The 23,994-nt window shown below is 37.8% G+C and carries 25 protein-coding genes; 20 read left to right on the top strand and 5 right to left on the bottom strand.

What is annotated here, in order from left to right:
• The first annotated feature begins 191 nt into the window (after positions 1-191).
• The 4 genes from lepA to FFJ24_RS11445 all read left to right on the top strand — a co-directional run bounded on the left by lepA (position 192) and on the right by FFJ24_RS11445 (position 3,810).
• Positions 192-1,979, top strand: a complete 1,788-nt coding sequence (gene lepA / locus FFJ24_RS11430) for a translation elongation factor 4 (protein ID WP_138821621.1) — start codon at positions 192-194, stop codon at positions 1,977-1,979.
• A 129-nt stretch (positions 1,980-2,108) separates the two neighbouring features.
• On the top strand, positions 2,109-2,990 hold the full coding sequence (locus FFJ24_RS11435; RefSeq protein ID WP_138821622.1) for a bifunctional 5,10-methylenetetrahydrofolate dehydrogenase/5,10-methenyltetrahydrofolate cyclohydrolase: 882 nt from the start codon (positions 2,109-2,111) through the stop codon (positions 2,988-2,990).
• A gap of 136 nt (positions 2,991-3,126) precedes the next feature.
• On the top strand, positions 3,127-3,387 hold the full coding sequence (locus FFJ24_RS11440; RefSeq protein WP_138821623.1) for a DUF6364 family protein: 261 nt from the start codon (positions 3,127-3,129) through the stop codon (positions 3,385-3,387).
• A 3-nt stretch (positions 3,388-3,390) separates the two neighbouring features.
• Entirely contained in the window at positions 3,391-3,810 is a 420-nt protein-coding gene (locus FFJ24_RS11445; RefSeq protein ID WP_138821624.1) for a PIN domain-containing protein, read from the top strand.
• A 51-nt stretch (positions 3,811-3,861) separates the two neighbouring features.
• On the opposite strand, the gene FFJ24_RS11450 is transcribed toward FFJ24_RS11445, so the two are convergent.
• Complete coding sequence (locus FFJ24_RS11450) at positions 3,862-4,197, bottom strand: Rieske 2Fe-2S domain-containing protein (RefSeq protein WP_138821625.1); 336 nt, start codon at positions 4,195-4,197, stop codon at positions 3,862-3,864.
• 107 nt (positions 4,198-4,304) lie between these two features.
• Here FFJ24_RS11450 and FFJ24_RS11455 point away from each other — a divergent pair, with 107 nt between their 5' ends.
• From FFJ24_RS11455 to FFJ24_RS11465, 3 genes are all read left to right on the top strand, one after another.
• A complete protein-coding gene (locus FFJ24_RS11455; RefSeq protein WP_138821626.1) occupies positions 4,305-4,928 on the top strand; it encodes a 7-carboxy-7-deazaguanine synthase QueE in 624 nt (207 codons plus the stop codon).
• A 38-nt stretch (positions 4,929-4,966) separates the two neighbouring features.
• Positions 4,967-6,853: an OmpA family protein gene (locus tag FFJ24_RS11460; protein ID WP_138821627.1), complete on the top strand. Its 1,887-nt coding sequence runs from the start codon at positions 4,967-4,969 to the stop codon at positions 6,851-6,853.
• Positions 6,854-7,137: 284 nt separating this feature from the next.
• On the top strand, positions 7,138-7,788 hold the full coding sequence (locus FFJ24_RS11465; RefSeq protein WP_138821628.1) for a YceH family protein: 651 nt from the start codon (positions 7,138-7,140) through the stop codon (positions 7,786-7,788).
• A gap of 450 nt (positions 7,789-8,238) precedes the next feature.
• On the opposite strand, the gene fabF is transcribed toward FFJ24_RS11465, so the two are convergent.
• The 4 genes from fabF to FFJ24_RS11485 all read right to left on the bottom strand — a co-directional run bounded on the left by fabF (position 8,239) and on the right by FFJ24_RS11485 (position 11,602).
• Positions 8,239-9,489: a beta-ketoacyl-ACP synthase II gene (gene fabF / locus FFJ24_RS11470; RefSeq protein WP_138821629.1), complete on the bottom strand. Its 1,251-nt coding sequence runs from the start codon at positions 9,487-9,489 to the stop codon at positions 8,239-8,241.
• 216 nt (positions 9,490-9,705) lie between these two features.
• Positions 9,706-10,476, bottom strand: a complete 771-nt coding sequence (locus tag FFJ24_RS11475) for an SDR family oxidoreductase (protein WP_138821630.1) — start codon at positions 10,474-10,476, stop codon at positions 9,706-9,708.
• Between the two features lie 13 nt (positions 10,477-10,489).
• Positions 10,490-10,975: a PaaI family thioesterase gene (locus tag FFJ24_RS11480; RefSeq protein WP_138821631.1), complete on the bottom strand. Its 486-nt coding sequence runs from the start codon at positions 10,973-10,975 to the stop codon at positions 10,490-10,492.
• 39 nt (positions 10,976-11,014) lie between these two features.
• A complete protein-coding gene (locus FFJ24_RS11485) occupies positions 11,015-11,602 on the bottom strand; it encodes a TetR/AcrR family transcriptional regulator (protein WP_138821632.1) in 588 nt (195 codons plus the stop codon).
• A gap of 163 nt (positions 11,603-11,765) precedes the next feature.
• On the opposite strand from FFJ24_RS11485, the gene FFJ24_RS11490 reads away from it, so the two are divergent.
• From FFJ24_RS11490 to FFJ24_RS11550, 13 genes are all read left to right on the top strand, one after another.
• Positions 11,766-12,677, top strand: coding sequence for an AraC family transcriptional regulator (locus FFJ24_RS11490; protein WP_138821633.1), 912 nt, complete (start codon positions 11,766-11,768; stop codon positions 12,675-12,677).
• A gap of 88 nt (positions 12,678-12,765) precedes the next feature.
• Positions 12,766-13,599 (top strand): SDR family NAD(P)-dependent oxidoreductase, encoded by an 834-nt coding sequence (locus tag FFJ24_RS11495; RefSeq protein WP_371717054.1) that lies wholly within the window; start codon positions 12,766-12,768, stop codon positions 13,597-13,599.
• Between the two features lie 195 nt (positions 13,600-13,794).
• Positions 13,795-14,646, top strand: coding sequence for an SDR family oxidoreductase (locus FFJ24_RS11500; RefSeq protein ID WP_138821635.1), 852 nt, complete (start codon positions 13,795-13,797; stop codon positions 14,644-14,646).
• 550 nt (positions 14,647-15,196) lie between these two features.
• Positions 15,197-15,775, top strand: coding sequence for an alkylphosphonate utilization protein (locus tag FFJ24_RS11505; RefSeq protein ID WP_138821636.1), 579 nt, complete (start codon positions 15,197-15,199; stop codon positions 15,773-15,775).
• Positions 15,776-16,031: 256 nt separating this feature from the next.
• Complete coding sequence (locus tag FFJ24_RS11510) at positions 16,032-16,223, top strand: hypothetical protein (protein ID WP_138821637.1); 192 nt, start codon at positions 16,032-16,034, stop codon at positions 16,221-16,223.
• 702 nt (positions 16,224-16,925) lie between these two features.
• Complete coding sequence (locus FFJ24_RS11515; protein WP_025146786.1) at positions 16,926-18,314, top strand: arginine decarboxylase; 1,389 nt, start codon at positions 16,926-16,928, stop codon at positions 18,312-18,314.
• Between the two features lie 102 nt (positions 18,315-18,416).
• On the top strand, positions 18,417-18,653 hold the full coding sequence (locus FFJ24_RS11520; protein WP_138821638.1) for a DUF433 domain-containing protein: 237 nt from the start codon (positions 18,417-18,419) through the stop codon (positions 18,651-18,653).
• Complete coding sequence (locus FFJ24_RS11525; RefSeq protein WP_138821639.1) at positions 18,646-18,999, top strand: DUF5615 family PIN-like protein; 354 nt, start codon at positions 18,646-18,648, stop codon at positions 18,997-18,999. Before FFJ24_RS11520 ends, FFJ24_RS11525 begins: the two co-directional genes overlap by 8 nt.
• A gap of 12 nt (positions 19,000-19,011) precedes the next feature.
• Positions 19,012-19,908, top strand: a complete 897-nt coding sequence (locus FFJ24_RS11530) for a DUF72 domain-containing protein (RefSeq protein WP_138821640.1) — start codon at positions 19,012-19,014, stop codon at positions 19,906-19,908.
• 182 nt (positions 19,909-20,090) lie between these two features.
• Complete coding sequence (locus tag FFJ24_RS11535) at positions 20,091-20,804, top strand: 3'-5' exonuclease (RefSeq protein ID WP_138821641.1); 714 nt, start codon at positions 20,091-20,093, stop codon at positions 20,802-20,804.
• Positions 20,805-21,068 carry a hypothetical protein gene (locus FFJ24_RS11540; RefSeq protein ID WP_210419506.1) on the top strand — a complete coding sequence of 88 codons (264 nt, stop codon included), beginning with the start codon at positions 20,805-20,807 and terminating at the stop codon, positions 21,066-21,068. It abuts the gene before it with no gap.
• A complete protein-coding gene (locus FFJ24_RS11545; protein WP_138821642.1) occupies positions 21,068-22,771 on the top strand; it encodes an ABC transporter ATP-binding protein in 1,704 nt (567 codons plus the stop codon). The genes FFJ24_RS11540 and FFJ24_RS11545 overlap by 1 nt, the downstream gene beginning before the upstream one ends.
• Before the next feature lie 9 nt (positions 22,772-22,780).
• Positions 22,781-23,821 (top strand): exo-alpha-sialidase, encoded by a 1,041-nt coding sequence (locus FFJ24_RS11550; RefSeq protein WP_138821643.1) that lies wholly within the window; start codon positions 22,781-22,783, stop codon positions 23,819-23,821.
• Positions 23,822-23,994 lie beyond the last annotated feature (173 nt).

A 23,994-nucleotide genomic window follows, 5' to 3' on the forward strand; every position in this document is an offset into this window, starting at 1 on the left:
AAAATGTAAAAAGGAACATTAGCTTAAGTTTAATAAACCTGATTGAAACGAACACGCAATGCAATGGAGTAAAGTGGAAAGCAGGACTACTGTAACCGAAAAGCCACTGTATTTGCTTTTCAAATCAAAGTGCTTGAGATGGATATTTTCTAGATTAAAAATTACCTTAAAAACCATATCTTTGCGCAAAGATGAAGCATATACGTAATTTTTGCATTATTGCACATATTGACCATGGTAAGAGCACCCTGGCTGATAGGTTATTAGAATATACAGCGACGATTTCGCAGCGTGAAGCGCAGGCGCAATTGCTCGACAACATGGATTTAGAGCGTGAGAGAGGCATAACGATTAAAAGTCATGCCATACAAATGAACTATAAGGTTGGGGATATTGAATATAATTTTAACCTGATTGATACACCGGGACACGTAGATTTCTCTTACGAGGTTTCTCGTTCTATTGCAGCCTGTGAAGGGGCATTATTGATTGTAGATGCTTCGCAAGGGATTCAGGCCCAGACCATTTCAAATTTATATTTAGCTTTAGAGCACGATCTTGAAATTATCCCGATTTTAAATAAAATGGATTTACCCGGGGCTATGCCTGAGGAAGTTAAAGACCAGATTATTGATTTAATTGGCTGTAAACGCGAAGATATTATTCCTGCATCGGGTAAAACCGGAATGGGAATTCCTGATATTATCCAGGCGATTGTAGACCGCGTTCCAGCTCCGGTTGGCGACCCTGAAGCGCCTTTACAAGCATTAATTTTTGACTCCGTTTTCAACTCATTCAGAGGGATTATTGCCTATTATAAAGTGGTGAACGGAGAAATTAAAAAGGGTGATAAAGTAAAATTTATTAATACTGGCAAAGAATATCTCGCTGATGAGGTTGGTATTTTGAAGTTGGATATGTCGCCACGTAATGTGGTTAAAACCGGCGATGTGGGTTACATTATTTCTGGTATTAAAGAAGCCAGAGAGGTAAAAGTTGGTGATACGATTACAACTGTTGCCAGACCATCGTTAGATGCCATCCAAGGTTTCGAAGAGGTTAAACCTATGGTTTTTGCTGGTATTTACCCTGTAGATACTGACGAGTTTGAAGAACTGCGTGAGGCGATGCATAAGTTGCAGCTGAACGATGCTTCTATTGTTTTCGAGCCAGAAAGTTCTGCGGCTCTTGGTTTTGGTTTCCGTTGCGGTTTCTTAGGAATGTTGCACATGGAGATTATCCAGGAGCGTTTAGAACGCGAATTCGATATGACCGTAATCACAACGGTTCCCAACGTATCTTACATAGCACACACTACAAAAGGTGATGAGTTTATCGTAAATAATCCATCTGATTTGCCAGATCCAAGTAAATTGGATTCGGTTGAAGAACCTTATATCAAAGCAAATATTATTACCAAGTCTGATTTTGTTGGTCCGATAATGTCGCTTTGTATCCAAAAACGAGGAGCAATTATTAATCAATCATATTTAACATCAGACAGGGTTGAGTTGGTTTTCGAAATGCCAATGGCCGAAATCGTATTCGACTTCTATGACAGGTTAAAAACACTTTCTAAAGGATACGCTTCGTTTGATTACCACCAAATTGGTTACCGTAAATCTGATTTAGTGCGATTAGATTTGTTGTTAAACGATGAGCCTGTTGATGCTTTATCTTCATTAATCCATAGGAGCAACGCTTACGATTTCGGAAAGAAAATCTGTGAGAAATTAAGAGAATTAATCCCTCGTCAACAGTTCGAGATTAAAATACAGGCATCAATCGGTGCCAAAGTTATTGCCCGCGAAACACTAAGTGCCCTACGTAAAGATGTAACGGCTAAATGTTATGGTGGTGATATTTCCCGTAAACGTAAGTTATTGGAAAAACAGAAAAAAGGTAAAAAACGCATGCGTCAGGTGGGTAACGTAGAAATTCCGCAGACAGCATTTATGGCAGTTTTGAAATTGGATTAAAATAGCATCAAGATACAAGTACCAGGTATCAAGATTCTCGCAAATTTAAATAATAGTTAAAATCATAAAGAGCAATCAAGTAGACCATTTAGTCTTGATACTTGGTACTCACTACCCGATACTTTTAAAATGAAATTATTAGACGGTAAATACGTATCAGAAAAAGTTAAAGTTCAAATTGCAGAAGAAGCTGCCGAATTTTTAAATAAAACAGGCCGCAAGCCACACCTGGTTGCCATTTTAGTGGGCAATGATGGTGGAAGCGAAACCTATGTGGCCAGCAAAATGAAAAATTGTGAAAAAGTTGGTTTTAAATCATCTTTACACAGATATGATAATTCGGTTACTGAAGCAGAATTACTGGCTAAAATCGAAGAAATTAACCAGGATGATGATGTAGACGGATTAATTGTTCAACTACCACTTCCAAAACATATAGATCCTGAAAAAGTAACCGAAAAAATCGATTACCGTAAAGATGTTGATGGTTTTCACCCTGTAAATTTAGGAAGGATGATGCGTAATTTACCTTGCTTTATTCCGGCAACACCTTATGGTATTTTATTGATGCTACAAGAGTATGGTATAGATACCACAGGAATGCATTGTGTTGTTGTGGGACGCAGTAATATTGTGGGTAGCCCAATGAGTATTTTAATGGCCCGTAACGCAAACCCAGGCAACTGTACCGTAACCCTTACACATTCCCGTACTAAAGATCTAAAAGAACAGGTTCTCCAGGCAGATATTGTGATTGCCGCAATTGGTAAGAAGAATTTTGTTACTGCCGATATGGTAAAACCTGGCGCAATTATTATTGACGTAGGTATTAACAGAGAAACTTCTACAGAAAACAAATCTGGCTTTAAGTTATTTGGAGATGTAGATTTCGAAAACGTGGCGCCTAAGGCTTCTTACATCACGCCTGTTCCCGGGGGTGTTGGTCTAATGACGATTATTGGCTTATTAAAAAATACATTGGCATCAGCTAGGAAAGAAATTTATTCGTAGTGAAAAGCTAAAGACTAAAGCGAAAACCTAAGTCATAGATATTAAAAAACGGCTCAAATATTTGAGCTGTTTTTTTTTACGTGTAATATTTTTAATCCTTACGTGTAATTGTTATATTTGGTTAAAATTTAATTAGATGGATACTAAGTTAACTTTAAGTTTTAATCAAGATGTTGTAGCAAGGGCAAAAAAATATGCCGCTGAAAACAACATTAGCTTATCGCGATTAATAGAGCACCTCTTAACCCAGGTAACTGCTAAAGAGTACAAATCTTTAGAAGACTTTCCAATTTCAGATTGGGTGAGCATGGTTGCTGAGGGAGAAGTAGAATATAAAAAAACGCCAAAGCCAAACCGTAAAAATTCAAAAAATGAATTCTTTTCTTCTAAAAAGTAGCTGATGGAGATATTTTTAGACGCGAATGTCCTTGTTTCCGTATTGAATAAGGAATATCCTCTTTATACCTATTCGTCAAGAATTTTAAGTTTAGCATCGCATCCAAATTTTGAAATTTACACTTCTCCCCTTTGTTTAGCTATAGCATTTTATTTCGCAGAAAAAAAACATAAATCACATTTGGCCAAACAGAAAATCGATTTGCTCTGCCAGTATATTAAGATTGCAGGAAATTCATCAAAAAGTGTTTTGGATACCCTTTCTAACAAATCAATTCACGATTTTGAAGATGGTTTAGAATATTACGCTGCCAAATCTGCTAATTGTAAATGTATTATCACAGAAGATATTGAAGATTTTTATTTTTCTGAGATTGAAGTTCTAAACTGTCAGGAGTTTTTCAAGAGGCATTTGTTAAATTGATTTTATAACAGACCCGTCACTCTGAAATAAATTCAGCATGAAGGGAATATTTCATCCCCAAAGCTTACTCCACCAGCTTTCTTCAAAACCGATATATAATCCATCTTCGTGTAATTCGGTTGGATAGATGTTGATATAATCTCCTTGTCCCTCCGCTCCCTTTCCTGTGGTTAAACTATACTCATATCTGTGGATAGGGCAAACCAGTTTTCCGTTTTTACACCAGCCACCACTAAAATGGCCGCCAGCATGTGGACAATGAGATTGGGTTGCAATAATTTTATTATCAATATTGATCAGACAAATCTGTTTTCCTGCAACCTCAATTGTTTTAATTGTATCAGGTCGAGGAATTTGGTTATTATTTAGTGCCTTAAACCACTTCATTCTGCTAAAATACTGCAAAAAAATATCACTCTTGTTTCATCTTTCTATTAAATTTCAAAAGAGGAACAGCATCACCATATTTTTTTAGGATATTTGCATCCTCAAAAATGAAACAAGAAATACCAGAAGACGGCACATTACTTCCTTTAATGGAAGAATTTTATACCATACAGGGAGAAGGATTTAATACCGGTAAAGCAGCTTATTTCATCCGTTTAGGAGGCTGCGATGTAGGTTGTCACTGGTGTGATGTTAAGGAAAGCTGGGACGCAGAAATGCATCCCCTTACCCCAGCTGATGTAATTGTCGAAAATGCAGATAAATTTCCTGGGAAAGCTGTTGTAATTACCGGTGGTGAGCCCTTAATTTATAATCTGGATTATTTAACCAATAAATTAAAAGAAAGAGGCATCCTCACCTTTATCGAAACCTCCGGAGCCTATCCACTTTCCGGAAATTGGGATTGGATCTGTTTGTCGCCAAAGAAATTTAAGGCTCCAAGGCCAGATATTACACCATTTGCGCACGAATTAAAGGTTATCGTTTTTAATAAAAGTGATTTTAAATGGGCCGAAGAATATGCCGCAATGGTATCTCCTACCTGTAAACTATATCTTCAGCCAGAATGGTCTAAGTCAAAAGAAATTACTCCATTAATTATTGAGTATGTAATGGCTAATCCTAAATGGGAGATTTCTTTGCAAACACACAAATTTTTAAATATTCCTTAAATTAGTTTACATTAGCTTTGATAACCAAATGTTAATGTATGAGGTTTTGTCTATTCTTATTCTTGAGCCTATTCAGTTTTAATGCGTTTGCTCAGGTTTCGGGCAATAAAAAAGCGCAAAGCTTTTTCGAAAAAGCAAACCAATTCATTCAAAAGCAAGATTATGCCTCAGCGGAGCAGGCCTTAAACAATGCTGTTGAGGCCGATCCTTTATTTCAAAATGCCTATGTAATGCTTGCAGGTGTTTACAAAACACAAAAGAAGTATCAGAATGCCAGAACGGCTTACGAAAAAGCAATATTAATTAATAAAGCAGTAGCTCCGGAAGTAATTTATGGCCTGGCAGAAACAGAATTTGCTACGCAGGATTATTTAAAAGCAAAACAGCATTTTAACGAATTTTTGATGCTAGATTCCTCATCTGATAGAGTAAGAAGAGCAAAAAAATACCTTTTAGACTGTGATTTTGCTACCATTGCAATAAAGAAACCCGTAAAATATAGCCCAACAAATTTAGGTGAAGGTGTAAATACAACAGATGCAGAGTACTTTCCTGCAATAACTGCCGATGGTGAAACCCTGGTTTTTACCCGCCAGGTTAATGGAAATGAAGATTTCTGGACTTCTCAACTCAAAAATAATTCATGGAATACTGCTACTCCCTTGTCAAGTAAGATTAATACGGCTAAATACAATGAAGGTGCACAAACCATTTCGCCTGATGGGAAATACCTCTTTTTTACAGGATGCAACCGACCAGATGGTTTAGGCAGGTGTGATATTTATGTTTCTCACCGCGAAGGGAAAGATTGGGGCGAACCTTATAATGTTGGCCAGCCCGTTAATTCTGAATTCTGGGAGTCGCAGCCTGCTATTAGTCCTGACGGACGGACATTATATTTTATTAGTAACCGGCCTGGCGGGTATGGTGGTTACGATATATGGAAAAGTACCATTACTGATGATGCCAAATGGGGACCAGCCATTAATCTTGGACCAGATATCAATACTGCTTTTGATGAGAATACACCTTTTCTGCATGTAGACGGCAAAACCTTGTATTTTTCTTCAGATGGCTGGCCAGGTTTCGGGAACAAAGATATTTATTATAGCAGACAGGAAAATGATGGCAAATGGCACAAGCCCGTCAATATAGGTTATCCGATTAATTCTTTTGAAGATGAAAGTGGTTTAGTGGTAAGTGCCGATGGCAATTCAGGATTGTTTTCATCAAATTTAAAAGGTGGTTATGGCTTGCAGGACATTTACAGTTTCGGCATCCCTGAGGTAGCCAAACCGCTAAAAGTATCTTATGTGAAAGGAATTGTAAGAGACCGGGATACTAAAAAAACAATAGAAAGTAATGTACAAGTAGTAGATTTGAAAACCAATAAAACTGTCTTTGATGATTATACCGATCCAGAAACCGGACAATTTTTAGCTGTAATGCCTGTTGGAAGTAATTATTTGTTTAATGTAAATGCCGAAGGTTATATGTTTTATTCTGAAAACTTCGAGCTTAAGCCTGGGGATATTAATAAACCTTATCAGATTGAAGTTTATATTGAAAAAATAAAGCAAGGCGGAAATGTAACCTTGAGAAACATTTTCTTCGATACTAATAAGTTTAATCTTTTACCCGCCTCTATCCATGAATTGGATCTGCTTATTGATTTTTTGCATCAGAATGAAAAAGTACAGATTGAAATTCAGGGGCATACCGATAATGTGGGTGATGATAAATTAAATGAAAAGTTATCTTTTAATCGGGCAAATGCCGTTTACGAATACCTGATTAAAAACAGCATAGATGCAAAAAGGCTTACTTTTAAGGGTTTTGGATCTCGTAAACCGATGTCGGATAATAAAACTGAAATAGGGAGAAAAAATAACCGCAGAACGTCGTTTGTGATTACAAAGGTTTAGTTTTTCTTGCTATAATCATCATTTTGAGCTTGTTTCAGAAATTCTCCTCCGTGTTATAACAAGCCTGAAATAAATTCATGGTGCCGAAATCTATTAAAGCAATTCAAACTTTTTTCCTTTTAATTACCTTAATTTCAGATCAGTATCCGGTTAAAAAGTCATTTCTGGCTTAGTATTGCTGCAATTAGATTTTTTCTATAAAGCAATAATTTGGGTAACTCCCTATAAACAAGTCATTAACAAAATAATTTTCAAAATGCTCAGCCAATTTATACTTTTATAACATGGACAATGTAAAACCACTACCAGACTTATCAGCAGAAGAGCAACGCGTTTTAGGCTCGTTAATAGAAAAAAGCCGCACCACACCGGATTATTACCCAATGACTTTAAATAGTTTAACGGCTGCATGCAACCAAAAAAGTTCGAGAAATCCTGTGGTAAATTACGATGAGGAAACTATAACTTTAACGCTAAATCAACTTAAAATAAAAGGTCTAATTTCCACAGCTACAGGAGGATCTAGTCGGGCAACTAAATACAAACATAATTTAGCCATCGTTTATCCTTTATTACCCTCGGAGCTGACTATTATTTGTCTCTTACTTTTACGTGGTCCATTAACACCAGGCGAAATCAATAGTAATTCAGGTAGATTATATGAATTTGAGCGCATAGAAGAGGTTTTAGAACAACTTCAAAAATTGTCAGATGACGAGCCTGCTTTTGTAAAACAATTGGCTAAAAAACCAGGACAGAAAGAAACCCGCTTCATTCATCTTTTAGGGGAACAAGCTGAAACCACTGCCGAAACTGAAACTGGAACCCATGCAGAACCTCAATCTGATACTACTGCATTGGAAAACCGCATCGAAAAACTGGAACTGGAAGTAGAAGAGCTGAAAGAACTGGTTAATTTATTGATGAACAAGTAGGTTAATTGGTTTATTAGTTATTGGTTTCCCACCCATCTATGTAATTAAGATAGAATCGTCATTTCGAGCGGAGTGCAACGGAACCGAGAAATCTATATCCAAAATTCTCCGTGTTTTCTGTGTATCCGTGGCAAAAAAACTAAGTAGAATATTTTACTAAGCAGATCTCTCCATTTCGCTGCCGATGAAAAAATCAGCGCGCTACAGTCCAGATGATGACACTTTTTAGGATTTTGTAAATTCTGAGTATAACGAAGAATCTCTGCACTTACTTGTAGCAACTTCGGAAAAGCACTGCCCGAAAACCTTCTATCACTAAAAGATTCTTCACTGCGTTCAGAATAACAGAGAAGTGAACTTTGTGTAGATGATGGCAGGATTAAAACTACAGCTATAAAAAAGTGCCTGGCGATTAACCAGGCACCATCTAATATGGTCTATAAAACCTATTTAAGCCTCGTATTTTTTAAAAATCGTACTCGCCGTATGTCCACCGAAACCAAAAGTATTGTTTAACACATAATTGATTTCCTTTTTAATTGGCTCACCCAATACAATATTCAATCCTTTCGGAATGTTTTCGTCCAGGTTTTTAGTGTTAATGGTTGGAGGAATCACATTATCCCTTATCGACAAAATACAGATCAAACTCTCTACAGCACCAGCCGCCCCCAATAAATGGCCAGTCATCGATTTAGTAGCCCCAATAATCACAGGTAAACCATTAAAAACAGTATTAATCCCCTGCAATTCACTTAAATCGCCCAATCCGGTTGAAGTAGCGTGTGCATTAATATAATCCATTTTATCGGCAGTAATTCCGGCGTCTTTCAATGCTTTTGTCATGCCCAAAGCTGCACCAATCCCATCCGGAGGTGTTCCGGTTAAGTGATACGCATCAGCAGCCATTCCACCACCAACAATTTCAGCATAAATATGTGCACCACGCTGTAAAGCATGTTCCAGTTCTTCTAAAACCAAAGCACCTGCGCCCTCACTCATCACAAAACCATCCCTATCCTTATCAAAAGGTTTAGACGCACCCTGAGGGTCTTCATTATTTTTAGATAAAGCCTGGGCAGCGTTAAATCCGCCTACTGATGATTTGGTTAAGGCTGCTTCAGAACCACCTGCAATCATCACATTCGCTTTACCTAAGCGGATCGTATCAAAAGCATTAATAATTGCGGTGTTAGACGATGCACAGGCCGAAACTGTGCAATAATTTGGTCCACGTAATTTATGACGGATAGAAATGGCTCCGGCAGCAATATCAACGATCATTTTCGGGATAAAATAAGGATTAAACCTAGGTGTTCCATCTCCGGAATGAAACTCTTCCAACTGTGATTCAAAAGTACCGATACCACCGTTTCCGGTTGCCCAGATTACACCAACTTCTGCCAATTGACCATCATTCATGGCACTAAAATCCAAACCAGCATCTTTTATCGCCTGATCGCTCGAGCCAATGGCATATTGCGTAAAAAGGTCGTATTTTTTAATCTCTTTTTTCTCCAGGTATGTTTCAGGATTAAAATCCTTTACTTCACCTGCAAATTGCGTCTTAAATTTACTCGAATCAAATTTTGTAATTGGGCCAATGCCACTTTTTCCAGCTAATATCTGTTGCCAAAATTGCTCAACAGTATTGCCAAGAGGGGTTATCGCACCTAAACCTGTTACTACTACTCTTTTCATTTTATTGTTTTTTAGTCACCTCCCCTGGATAAAAATCAACCGTTAATTATCCGAAAGGTATTTTAATATAGCAGGAATAGCTATAAGTCCCTATCGTTCCATTAAGGTTGAGTAAACCCAGGATTTACACTTAATGGCGCGAAAGTAACAATTCCTATATTGAAAACCGTCATCTAAATGGAAACAACAATTTATTTTGCTTCCCTGCTATATCATTTATTGCTCAACAGAATCGATCCAGGCTTTTCTATTTGCATTCATTACATTTAAAGCATCCACTGGCGACTGCCTGAACAGTTCGTAAATTTTTGCAGTGTCTCCCACCCTGATCTCATATTCATCATTGGCCAGGGCAGTCAATAAATCCTCGGCCACTACAGTTGGCTTGATACCATTATGCCCGCCAATTTCTTTCGAAAATTCAGTATCCACCAATGGAGGCATCAATTCAAAAACCTTTACAGATGTTTCTTCCAAACTTAACCTCAAAGAAGTACTATACGAATGCAATGCTGCTTTACTGGCCGCATAAGTTGGCAGAGTAATTCCAGGTACATACGCTACGATAGATGAAACGTTTACGATGGCTGAAGCTTCCTGTTGTTTTAACACAGGTAATAACTTTTGATTAATCCTGATGATAGATAAATAATTGGTCAGCATTTCATCCTCTGCGTGAGCAAAAGCGTCCTGGTTTGGATCGGCTAAATTGTAAAGAATTGCCCTGCCTGCATTGTTGATCACGATATTTAACTGAGGAAATTCGGCTTTGATCCGACTTATCAATTGGTCTACATCTTCAGCTTTGCTTACATCAGAAAGAATAGTGGTTACATTTTGTAACGATGTAGCAGCTGCGTCCAGTCTTTCCTGGTTTCTGCCGGTAATAATTACATGGTTATCTAAAGCAGTTAATTGTTTTGCGATTTCTAAACCGATACCGGCAGTTCCGCCGATTAATAAAACAGTATTTTGTGAAGTTTTCATTTTTATATTTTTTTTAAAATTTTAAGATTAAACAAGTGCTCACCGCGTGAGCGTAAATAGTATCATTATCATCAAGCAATTGTGCTTCTACCAAAGCGGTACGGCCGCCCAGGTTGATCACTTTAGCAATGGTTTTTAATTTTCCGGTTTTAATGGTGATGGCTTTCAGGAAATTTACTTTCAATTCTAAAGTGGTATAACCTTTTCCGGCAGGTAAAAGAGAATGTACAGAACAACCCATTGCCGAATCTAAAATGGCTGTAATTACGCCACCATGCACGGTACCAATTGGATTGTAATGAAATTCCTGAGGTGTAAATTCAAAAACTACGTTTCCGGCTTCAATTAAGCTAACGCTAAAGTTTAATGTATGTAAAAGAGGTGGCAAAGGAAATTTATGATCGCTCATGGCCATTAAATAAGCAATTCCATCCAATTGCATAGCTTCTTTTGCACCTTTCATGGGGTCTTCCCAGGTAATTGTTCTACTTCTTTTCATTATAAAAATACCAATCGGTATATTTTTAGTTAAAAATTTTTAGTCGAGGCTATCTACATATTTTTTTAAGGAACCCATAATGAGCTTCCAATATTCTGTTTTTGAAGTTAGTTTTGAAATCATGATCCCCCCTTCTACCAAAGCAATAATGGTTAAGGCAATCTGTTCGGGATTATGATTTGCATCGATTTCTTTCCTGGCTATCCCGACTTCAACCAGTTCGGCAATTTTATTTTTCCAATCTAAAACAGCTTTTAACACTCTTGCCCGTAATTCGGGGTGGGTGTCATCAGCATCAATCGCGGTATTTAAAACCGGGCAGCCTCCCTCCGACACCGAGCCATCAATAAATTTTTGATAAATATTGATATATACTAAAAGCTTATCTTTTACACTCGCCTGCCGATTCATTTCAGCCTCTATCCTGCCTGATACATTTTTCAGGTTGTAATCAAAAGCTGCCAGCGCTACTTCATCCTTATTGGCAAAGTTGCCATAAATACTACCCTTGGTCAAACCTGTAGCAGCTGTAATATCATTTAAAGAAGTTCCCGCATAACCTTTCATATTAAAAATCGGCGCTGTTTTCTCTACAATGAAATTTCTCGTTTTTTCTGCTTTGGTCATGCTGTTATGAATTGACGATGCAAATATATACCAATCGGTATATTAAATCAAAATTGTTTTATCATCAGAATCTCCTTTTAACACTGAAGCTATTATCAATTAATGATGCACCACATAAAAAGTCCATTATTTGTTTTACGTTTGAATTTTGTAACTTTGATTTATGAATAAACCAGAAAGCATTGAAGACTTTTATCAGAATAAATTTAGTTTTCTGCCTGATAATTTACAAAATGGCGTAGGACACTTTAACGTTTTTAAACTGGAAGATTGTTTAAGGGACGACTCAAAACCGATGAGTTATAACCGAAGGGATTATTATAAGATCTGTCTCACCCGCGGCCATAACGTTTACCATTACGCAGATAAGAGTATCGAAATTAATGGCACGGCACTCATCTTTTTTAATCCGTTGGTGCCTTATACCTGGGAACTCGCCACTGGCAATAAAAGTGAAGTAACGGGTTATTTCTGTATTTTTACAGAAGCTTTTTTTAAGGAAAAGATTCGTGGAAACATTGGCGATCTGCCCATGTTTACGCCTGGGGGAAAACCTGCATATATTTTAAATGAACAGCAGGACAAGCAGATAGAGGCAATTTTTGGAAAGATGTTTGAGGAAATAAATACAGATTATATATATAAGTATGACCTCCTTCGGAATTACATTACCGAAATTACTCACTTTGCTTTAAAAACACAACCATCAGAAAGTTTATTCAAACATACCGATGCCAATACCAGAATTACATCTGTGTTTACAGAGTTACTGGAACGCCAGTTCCCCATTGAAACTACTACGCAAAGGCTTACCATGCGTTCGGCAAAAGATTATGCTGCGCAACTTTCGGTACATGTAAACCATTTAAACAGGGCCATTAAAGAAACCACCGGTAAAACCACTACAAACTATATTACAGAGCGTTTATTAAGTGAAGCAAAGGCATTATTAAAACATACGGACTGGAACATATCGGAAATAGGTTATTGCCTGGGCTTTGAAGAACCGACACATTTTAACAACTTTTTCAAAAAACTGACCAACCATACGCCTACTTCTTATCGAATTGTTTGAATTTTGTAATCATAAGTTTGATTGACGTAATAAACTGAAGCCATTTGCACTGTAATTTTGTGTTAAGAAAAAGAAGAAAATTATGGGCATGAAAAAAGTTTGGTTTATTACCGGAGCTTCAAAGGGCTTAGGATTAAGTTTGGTAAATCAATTGCTTAAAGCTGGCCAATCTGTTGCGGCTACTTCAAGAAATATTGATGAACTTAAAAAAGCTGTAAATACAGATACGGGAAAATTCCTTCCACTGGCTGTTAACCTGGCCGACGAACAAAGTGTGGAGGATGCAATAAAAGCTACCATTGCAAAATTTGAAAGGATTGATGTAGTGATCAACAATGCTGGCTATGGCATTGGAGGCAGCATTGAAGAATTGACTGATGCCGAAACACGCAATAGTTTTGATGTTAATGTTTTCGGAACATTAAATGTAATCAGAAAAGCTTCACCTTATTTAAGGGCACAACGTTCAGGACATATCATCAATATTGCATCAATTGCAGGCATTGCCGGTGCAACAGGCTGGGCAGTTTATGCTGCAGCTAAATCAGCTGTAATTGCATTATCGGAAGTATCAGCCGAAGACCTTAAAGAATTTGGTGTAAAAGTGACTGTGGTTGCGCCCGGAGCTTTCAGAACAAGTTTCTTAACTACCGATTCTTTGATTTTGGCCGCCAATCCAATTGCCGAATATGAAGAAGTACGGGCAGTACACAGCAAGTATTTAAAAATGGATGGCCAACAGGTTGGCGATCCGGAAAAAGCTGCTGCTGCCATGATTTCGCTGGCCAGTATGCCTAATCCACCGGTACATTTACTATTGGGAAATGATGCTTTTCAAAGGGCAAACAGTAAGATTGAGGCTTTAACAAAAGAGTTTAAAGACTGGAAAGCCATCACGATTTCGACAGATTTCGACAATTAAATTATAAGCTAATGGCAAATTAGCATTTCAAAAAGAGGCTGTATCATAAATATAAATTTGTCATCATTGAGTTTGTCGAAGGACCTGAAATAAAGCCGTCTAAGGTGTTTCGACAGGCTCAACGTGACAAAGTTTTAGCGAAACTAGTTTTAGGATACTACCTAATTAATTCATTTCATTCTAAAAAACAATATCATGGAAAATCAAAAAGTTTGGTTTGTAACGGGCGCTTCCAAAGGTCTGGGACTAACCCTAGTAAAAACATTATTAAACAACGGCATTAATGTTGCCGCAACTTCAAGAAATTTAAACGATTTAATCAAAGCGGTTGGTGAACACGAAAACTTTTTACCTTTAAGTGTTGATTTAATCAGTGAAGAAAGTGTAGAGACTGCAGTGAGCCAAACCATTAGCAAATTTGGCCAGGTTGATGTAGTAGTGAATAACGCTGGTTATGGCATGGTTGGTGCATTGGAAGAATTAAGCGACAAAGAATCGCGTGAGAATTTCGATGTAAACGTTTTCGGTTCCTTAAATGTGATCAGAAAAGTGCTTCCTCAATTAAGAAAACAACAATCGGGGCATATTTTCAATATTTCATCAATAGGTGGATTTTCAGGGGATTTCCCAGGCTTCGGAATCTATTGTGCTACAAAATTTGCAGTAGTTGGCTTTACCGAATCGTTAGCCGCAGAAGTAAAATCAATGGGAATCAAAGCAACAGTTGTTGAACCAGGTTATTTCAGAACTGCGTTTCTAACAGAAGGATCATTAGCAGTGCCAGGTTCGCCAATCGATGCCTACAAAGAGGTACGCGAATCGCAGGCTGCACATCAGAACGACATCAACAACCAACAACCTGGTGATCCGGCAAAGGCGGTTGAGGTAATTATTGAAGCCGCAAAAAGCGAAAATCCGCCGCTACATTTATTCCTTGGGCCTGATGCTTATCAGGTTGCGGATGCGAAAATTGCGGATGTACAAAGAGATATGGCCAATTGGAAATATCTGGCAACCGCTACCAATTTTGATGAGCTTAGTGCGTAGTATTTGGATCAATTGTCATTTCGACTGAAGCGCAGCGAAACGTAGAAATCTTTGAACTATATTTATTAGATAGTTTAAAGATTTCTCTAATGCAATCAAAAATGACGATTTATCTTAAGCACTTGCCATGGCTAACGTCTCTACAAACAGTTTTTGGTAAGCCACTAACTATGGGGTTATCCATCCTAGCTGTGGTTCGTGTCTCCAAGAACCATTGTATTTTTGCCACGGAAACACAGAGGACATGGAAAACTCATCTGACAAATGCACATTCGCTATTCAAACTTAAATAGCAGCACAAGCCCAAATACATAAACCTGATCGTAACGAACACGAGTGCAACGAGTAAAGTGGAGAGCAGGACTAACCCAAACCAATGAAAGCAGGAACCTGCTTTCCAAATAACCGGCTAACATTCATAACTTTTCTATTAAACAAACCTGTTAAAAGATTTTGCTTCACAGCCCTTCCGGTTCTCCTCTGCATTGGCAAGGACGACCCGCTTCATTCCAATTAGTTTTATTACATTCGCCAAAAATTCAGTATCAATATGTCTTTAGTACAAGAATTACAGACCCGTTCGGGCAATAAATGCGAATTATGCACCGCCGAAACCAATTTATCGGTATACGAAGTCCCTCCAACCAGCAATGCAAATAGCGATAACAGTATTTTAGTTTGTAAAACCTGCTTAGATCAGCTTGAAAAAACGGAACAGCTTGTCCCAAACCATTGGAAAATATTAACTGAAACCATGTGGTCGGAATTTCCCCCGGTACAGGTTGTTGCCTGGAGAATGTTGAGCAGATTAAGAAACGAAGGCTGGGCTGCAGATAGCCTGGATATTTTATACCTTGAGGATGAAACTTTAGAATGGGCTAAAAAAACAGGTGACCATGAGCTGGATGGAACAGTAGAATTCCACCAGGACAGTAATGGCACACGTTTATTTGAAGGCGATACTGTAGTTTTGGTTAAAACGCTGGACGTTAAAGGCTCAACTTTGAGCGCTAAATTGGGTACGGTAGTTAAAAATATCCGGTTAGTCCACGATAACACTGAACAAATTGAGGGTAAAGTCGAAGGACAAACTATTGTAATTTTAACGAAATACCTTCGCAAAGGATAAGATTCTAATTGGTTCCAGAACCTGTACTTAAGCTGTGTTCCATCCAAACCCTTTTTTATTTTTGCTGAGACTGTCAAGCAGTTCAGACTAAAACACCCGAAGAACGCGGAAGTATCATGATTTTATTTATAAATGGAATCGAATTTAACCGAAAAAGAATTGCGTTTGGCTGCATTCATCAGTGAAATCTCAGAAAACTGCTATTCTGCTGGTTGGATGCACAATTTAGAATATGTTTTATGGCATGCGGTAATAAATGGACCAAGAAAAATATGGACAATCTTACATCACCGAAGCTGATATCTCCAAATTAATTAAGCTTGCTACAGATGCAGATGCCTGGATCGTATATGATGACGATAAAGAGGAAAAAGCCTTGAGCTTAAAAGAATGGACAGAAAAGTTTAAAAATGATATGGAGCAAAACAAAGAAATTATAAAAGGTTAATAAAACTATTATTTGGTAAGCCTCCAACTATGGGGTTATCTATCCTAACCGTGTCGTGTCTTCACGTACCACTGTATTTTGCCATGGAAGCTCGGAGCAAGCGGAAAATCCATCTGACAGATGCATCGCTATTAAATCTTAAATAGCAGTACCAGCCTAATTTATTAAACCTGATCGGAACAAACACGAGTGCAACGAGTAAAGTGGAGAGCAGGGCCAACCCCAACCTGTAAAAACAGGAACCTGCTTTCCAAATCTTAAAATTTAAACCAGATGATTACCCCTTGTTTTCTCTCGCCGTGGTTCGTGTCTCTACGTACCACTGTATTTTTGCCACGGAAGTTCGGAGCGTACGGAAACCCATCTGACAGATGCATCACTATTAAATCTTAAATAGCTGCACCAACCTAATTTAATTAAACCTGATCGGAACAAACACGAGTGCAACGAGTAAAGTGGAAAGCAGGGCCAACCCCAACCTATAAAAACAGGAACCTGCTTTACAAATCTTAAAATTTAAACCAGACGATTACTCCTTGTCTTTCAGTCTATTAACAAAGCAGAGACGTCCAGTTTCTATTCAAAACAATTTACCAGCATTTTTTGTAGTTAGGCCAAGCGTTTCCTTACAGTAAAAATATTTTCAATACCGTTTAATTCTCGATTTAAAATTACATTTTTGCAAAAATTATTTAAAAGTAAATGCAGAGTTACTCAGAATTTCTCGATCTAAGCGTTGGCTTTCCACAGGAAGGCTTTGATGTTATAGATGATGAATTATATTTTCAGGATTTAAACCTGATGGAAATGATCGAAACTTACGGTACCCCCTTACGTTTCACGTATTTACCCATGGTAAGTAAGAAGATTCAGCAGGCGAAGATTCTTTTCCAAACCGCTATTTTAAAGAACAATTATCGTGGCGATTATAAATATTGCTACTGTACAAAAAGCTCGCATTTTAAGCATATTGTAGAAGAAGCTTTAAAAAACAACATTCACCTGGAAACTTCTTCAGCTTTTGATATGCCAATGGTTGATGCTTTGGAGAAAAAAGGTGTATTAACGAAAGATACCACCATTATATGCAACGGCTTTAAAACCTATCAGTATAAGCAGTATATTATTGATATGTTGCATGATGGTTATACTAACATTATCCCGGTTTTAGACAACAAAGAGGAATTTAACCTTTTTGATGATGAGGTGGATATTGATACGCCATGTAATTTAGGCATCCGTATCGCTGCAGAAGAACAACCCGATTCGCAGTTCTATACTTCGCGTTTGGGTGTACGTATGGAAGATATCATCGATTTTTACAATAATAAAATTGTGCACAATCCCAATTTCAGGGTTAAATTATTGCATTTCTTTATTAACTCTGGTATTACTGATTCGCCATATTACTGGAACGAGTTAGAGAAATATGTAACCCTCTATTGCAAGTTCAAAAAAATCAATCCTGATTTAGACACCCTAGATATTGGTGGTGGTATGCCATTTAAAGATTCATTGGTTTTCGATTTTGATTACGAATACATGGTAAACGAAATTGTGAAAAGGATTAAAGAGATATGCGCCATCCACGAAGTAATGGAACCGGATATTATTACTGAATTTGGTAAATATACGGTTGCTGAAGCATCGGGTATCCTTTATAAAGTATTGGGTCGTAAACAGCAGAACGACCGTGAACGTTGGTTGATGCTGGATGGTTCTTTCATCACCAATTTACCTGATGTTTGGGCATTAAATCAAAAATACATTTTATTGCCAATTAACAACTGGGACGCTGAATATGAACGGGTTAACTTAGGTGGTATTACCTGCGACGGACAGGATTATTACAACCAGGAAGCGCACATGAACAGTGTATTTATGCCTAAAACACGTAAAGTGCAATACTTAGGTTTCTTCCACACTGGTGCTTACCAGGAAGTGTTGAGTGGTTATGGCGGTATTCATCACTGCTTATTACCAAGTCCTAAACATGTACTGATCCGCAGGAACCGTGATGAAAGTTTCAATTTTGAGGTCTTTGGAGAGGAACAGAATAGCAAGCAGGTATTGAAGATTCTGGGTTACTAGGTCAGTTTGCAGTTGGCAATTTGGAGAGTTCAAAAACAAAATTTCATTACAATACACAGATACCTCAGTTTTTTTACTGAGGTATTTTTTTTATATTTGAGTATGGCACATGAACAAATTAAGTTATTCGATCGGATCATTGCTACAGATGGTTTGATGGGAGGAATACCTACAATACGTGGGTTAAGATTTCCGGTTTCTGATGTACTAGAATTATTAGCAAGCGGCATGAGTGAGGAACAAATCCTGGAGGAACATCCCATCCTCGAAAAGGAAGATATCAGGGCAGTTCTCTTATATAGCGCACAAAAAGTAAATGAAGACTTAATGTATGAATAATTGGGAAATTTGGACCGACACCAATATATCCCCTATAATTGCTAAATGGATTTCAGAATACACAAATTTTGAAACAAAATCTTCTTTCAGTCTAAATTTGCATTCAGTAGATGACTTGACCATTTTCAGAATGGCTCAAATTAAAAAGAATGTAATAATTGTTTCTAAGGATTCAGATTTCAAAGAATTAATCGATTGGTTTGGTGCTCCTCCAAAACTTATTCTTATTAAATTCGGGAATTGTTCAAATAAACTATTTTGGCAAAAATTGGAACCAAAGATTAACTCAGCATTAGAAGTTCTTTTAAATAAAAAAGAGGAAGTTAATATAATTAGTATCACATAACATATTTTTAAAATGCAATTTGGTAAAGTAGACGACCCTTCGATTATAGATTATACCCTTCCGGCTGATGCTCCTGAAACAGCCTCAATTTTATCAGCAAATAAATCTAAACAATCCTTCAAAGCTTACGTGGGCTGTGCGAAATGGAATAAAGCCGATTTAAAAGGTTTTTATCCAAAAGGGACGAAGGATGAATTGACCTATTATTCTACCCAGTTTAATTCGATCGAATTGAATGCCACTTTTTACGGCATGCCAACCCGCGAGCAGGTAATTACGTGGACGCAAAAAACACCTGCAGATTTTAAATTTTTCCCGAAACTAACCAATACCATCAGTCACTTTAAAAGGTTAATCAATGTTAAGGAACCTGTAGAGCAATATTGTGATGCCATCAGTAATTTCGAAGATAAACTAGGAATGGCTTTTCTCCAATTACATGATAACTTTAAACCTAAGGATTTTGAAAGGTTAAAAATCGTGATCAACGAATTCCCAAAGGTAATTCCATTGGGTGTTGAAGTAAGGAATACGGAATGGTTTACCAACCCTGCTATTGCGAGTGAATTTGCCAAACTTTTCGAAAATAATGGTATAACGAACATCATTGTCGATACTTCGGGCAGAAGAGACATGTTACATATGCGTTTAACTACGCCAACTGCTTTTGTACGTTTTGTAGGCGCCAATGATGATGAAATCGATAAAAAACGTTTAGATGACTGGATTGAAAGAATTGTGGACTGGAAAGCGCAAGGCTTACAGAACTTATATTTCTTTGTACACCAGAATGTAGAGCTATCATCACCTTTATTTTCTGCTTATTTTACAGAGAAACTAAATAAAGCAGTTGGAACCGATTTAAAAATCCCGGTAATGGCCAATCAGGCCTCACCTTCTTTATTTTAGCCGAATCAAAACCTCGCAGGTTTTTAAAACCTGCGAGGTTTAAAATACTACTAGCCGAGATTTGCAGCCTTGTCTGAATGAGCTGTGGATCTATAATCCAACGTAAAGATTAAAAATACCGATAAGCATGGCTATAATTATGAACAGAAAATTGTAAATTGTTAACTGAAAACTATCTATGTATGCTAAAGGCTTTAGATCTTAATCAGGTAATGGTTATCGATATTGAAACTGTGCCTCAATTTCCATCTTTTCAGGATGTACCTCCTCATTTCCAGGAACTTTGGGAACAAAAAACACATTACCAAAGAAATCAAGACCAGACTGCTGAAGAATTTTATGAAAGGGCAGGCATCATGGCCGAATTCGGTAAAATTATCTGCATCAGCCTGGGCATTTTCAGCATTCAGGGTAAATCCGCCTCATTGCGCATCAAATCTATTTTTGGCCATGATGAAAAAGAAATGCTGTTACAGTTTTCCGCCTTATTGAGTAAACAAACGCCCACCTTAATGTTCTGTGCACACAATGGAAAAGAATTCGATTTTCCTTATTTATGCCGACGGTTACTGGTTAATGGCATAGAAATCCCTGTTCAATTGCAGCTTTCGGGTAAAAAACCATGGGAAATAAACCACATCGATACGATGGAACTCTGGAAATTCGGCGATTACAAACATTTCACATCTTTAAACCTATTGGCTGCTATATTAGATATCCCTACACCAAAAGATGATATTAATGGTGCACAAGTGCGACAGGTTTATTATGAAGAAAAAAATCTCGATAGAATTGTTACCTATTGCCAGAAAGATGTAATTACTACCGCCCAGGTATTGTTAAAATTTAAAGGTATGGATATAATTCCGGCAGAAAACATTACCATTGTAACCTAAATGATGGTCGAAGTAAAACTGGAAATCCCAAAATATAATGATAAGGTAGGATTGCAATCTAGCTGGGTAGATGGGTTCATTCTTAAAACAGATATTATTGAAAATCAAATCCAAATTCATGCGAATAAAGCAGGACTCATTTCCCTTGCAAAACAGCTTCTTTCCTTAGCACAAGATGAAACCCCAATTGGTTGTCACTATCATTTAGATGACTATGATAGTTTGGAAACAGGTTCAAATGAGCTTACTATATCAAAAATTTGATGCTAAACGTAGAAAACCTAAATATCGATTTCTATAACCAGGAAGAAAAAACCTGGTTTAAAGCTGTAAAACAGATCAGTTTTAATGTAAAAAAGGGAACCGTTTTAGGTATTGTGGGGGAATCTGGCTCCGGAAAATCAGTTACTTCTTTCTCTATTATGCGATTGCATGATGAACGTGCCACAAAAATTACCGGCGATATAGATTTTGAAAATATTAGTCTGCTCAATCTCAGCTCGAACGAAATCCGCCAGATCAGGGGAAACCAGATCTCGATGATTTTTCAGGAACCGATGACTTCCCTCAATCCGGTGTTTACTTGTGGTGATCAGGTGGCAGAGGCCATTATGCTGCACAGAAAAGTGGATAAATCCGAAGCAAAAAAACATACCATTGCGCTGTTCAACGAGGTACAACTCCCCCGTCCAGAGAAAATATTCGATAGCTATCCGCATCAGATTTCCGGTGGGCAAAAGCAGCGGGTAATGATTGCCATGGCCTTAAGCTGTGATCCGAAATTATTGATAGCCGATGAACCTACCACGGCACTAGATGTAACTGTTCAGAAAACAATTTTGCAGCTCCTGTTAAAACTCAAACAGGAACGAAATATGGCGATGATTTTCATTTCGCACGATTTAGGTGTGGTGAACGAAATTGCCGATGAAGTTGCTGTGATGTACAAAGGCGAAATCGTAGAGCAGGGTCCGGCAAAATCTATTTTCGAAAACCCGAAACATCCATATACCAAAGGTTTGCTCGCCTGTCGCCCTTCCCCTCACCTACAATTAAAGAAATTACCTGTGGTGGCCGATTTCCTTACCGGAAAAATTGACGATGCCTCCGCACATTTGCAGGCTTCAAACCAGCTAACAACAGCCGAAATAACCTCGCGCAGAGAGAAACTTTACGCCCAAAAGCCTTTACTTCAAATTAAAGATCTCTGCACCTGGTACCCGATCCATAATGGCCTATTTGGAAAAACAACCGATTATGTTAAAGCCGTTGATCAATTGAATTTTGAAGTTTATCCAGGAGAAACTCTTGGACTGGTTGGCGAATCGGGCTGTGGTAAAACCACCTTGGGGCGCACCATTTTAAGATTAATCCAACCCACTTCTGGTCAGATTATTTTCGATGGAGAAAACATCACCCACATCGGCAAAACAGCCTTACGGAAGTTAAGAAAAGACATCCAGATCATTTTTCAAGACCCTTATGCCTCTTTAAATCCAAAATTAAGTATCGGTCAATCGATTTTAGAGCCTTTACAGGTGCATAAATTATACCGTAACGATGGAGAGCGCAAACAAAAAGTACTAGAGTTGCTTGATAAAGTAGGCTTAAAAGCCGAGCATTACAGCCGTTATCCACACGAATTTAGCGGTGGTCAGCGGCAGCGGGTGGTAATTGCCAGGGCTTTGGCACTGCAACCTAAATTCATCATCTGCGATGAATCAGTATCTGCTTTAGATGTTTCGGTGCAGGCACAGGTTTTAAACCTGATCAAAGATCTTCAAGGCGAATTCGGACTCACCTATATTTTCATTTCACACGACCTGGCTGTAGTAAAACACATTTCAGACCGTATTTTGGTTATGAACAAGGGAAAAATTGAAGAAGAAGGTTTTCCAGAACAGATATTTTATGCGCCAAAAGCAGCTTATACCCAAAAACTGATCGAGGCTATACCAGGACACTAATAACAGAAAATGCTTAAAAATCTTTCAATTGTTTTTACACTTATTTTTCTTTCGTTAAACGTTTCAGCGCAAAAGGTAGAAATCATTCAGTTGACAACTATTTTTGAAAAGGCTCCATTCGAGGCCTGTCATGCCTCAACCCTGGTTGATTTGGACAAAGGAAAAATAATGGCAGCCTGGTTTGGCGGTAAACACGAAGGAAGTAAAGACGTTGCAATCTGGTCGTCAATAAAAACCGGAAAACAATGGAGTCACCCGATCGAAATCGCAAATGGGATAATAAACGATACCACCCGATTTGCCTGCTGGAATCCTGTTCTTTTTAAAACAAAAAATGGCACCTTATTTTTACATTATAAGGTCGGTGCTAATCCCAGAACGTGGTGGGCAGAATATAAAACATCTGATAACAACGGTAAAACATGGTCGAAAGCGCGGAAATTGCCTAAAGATTTTTTGGGGCCAATAAAAAACAAACCTATCCAATTACCCAATGGAACAATTCTTTATCCCTCAAGTACAGAAAGTTTAGATGAAAAAACATGGACCATTCATATTGAAAAATCAAATGCTGATGGTAAAAACTGGAAAAAAATTAATATTAACTGCGATACTTTTGGTGTAATCCAACCTTCTATTCTAACTTATCCAAACGGGAGGTTACAGTTATTATGCAGAAGCAGGCAGAATGTTATTGTAGAAAGCTGGTCAGAAGATAATGGAGAAACCTGGTCAAAACTTAACGCTACTCAATTGCCTAATCCAAATTCGGGTAGCGATGCCGTAACCCTAGAAGATGGCCGGCAATTACTTATTTACAATCCGTTAACAGCAGGCAAAAACTGGTGGGAAGGACGTTCTATCTTAAAATTGGCCATCTCCACAGATGGTAAAAACTGGCAAGACATCTATACCTTAGAAAACCACGATAAAGGTGAATACAGTTACCCTGCTATTATTCAGGATAGAACGGGTAACATCCATTTGAGTTATACCTCCGAAAGGAAGAAAATCACTTATGCGGAGATCAGGCTAGTCCGTAGTCCGTAGTCCGTAGTCCGTAGAATGGAAAGGTGGATTGAAAGAAGGTTCAACCTACAAAATATTATTTATTTGGTCCATGGCTCATAGTCGATAGTCAAATAGCTATTCACCCTAACCCACCCAGTCCCTTAACCATTACTATGAACCGTAAGCTGGTTGGCAATTTGCTTTACTAATGG

The organism is Pedobacter sp. KBS0701 (assembly GCF_005938645.2).
Lineage (GTDB): Bacteria > Bacteroidota > Bacteroidia > Sphingobacteriales > Sphingobacteriaceae > Pedobacter.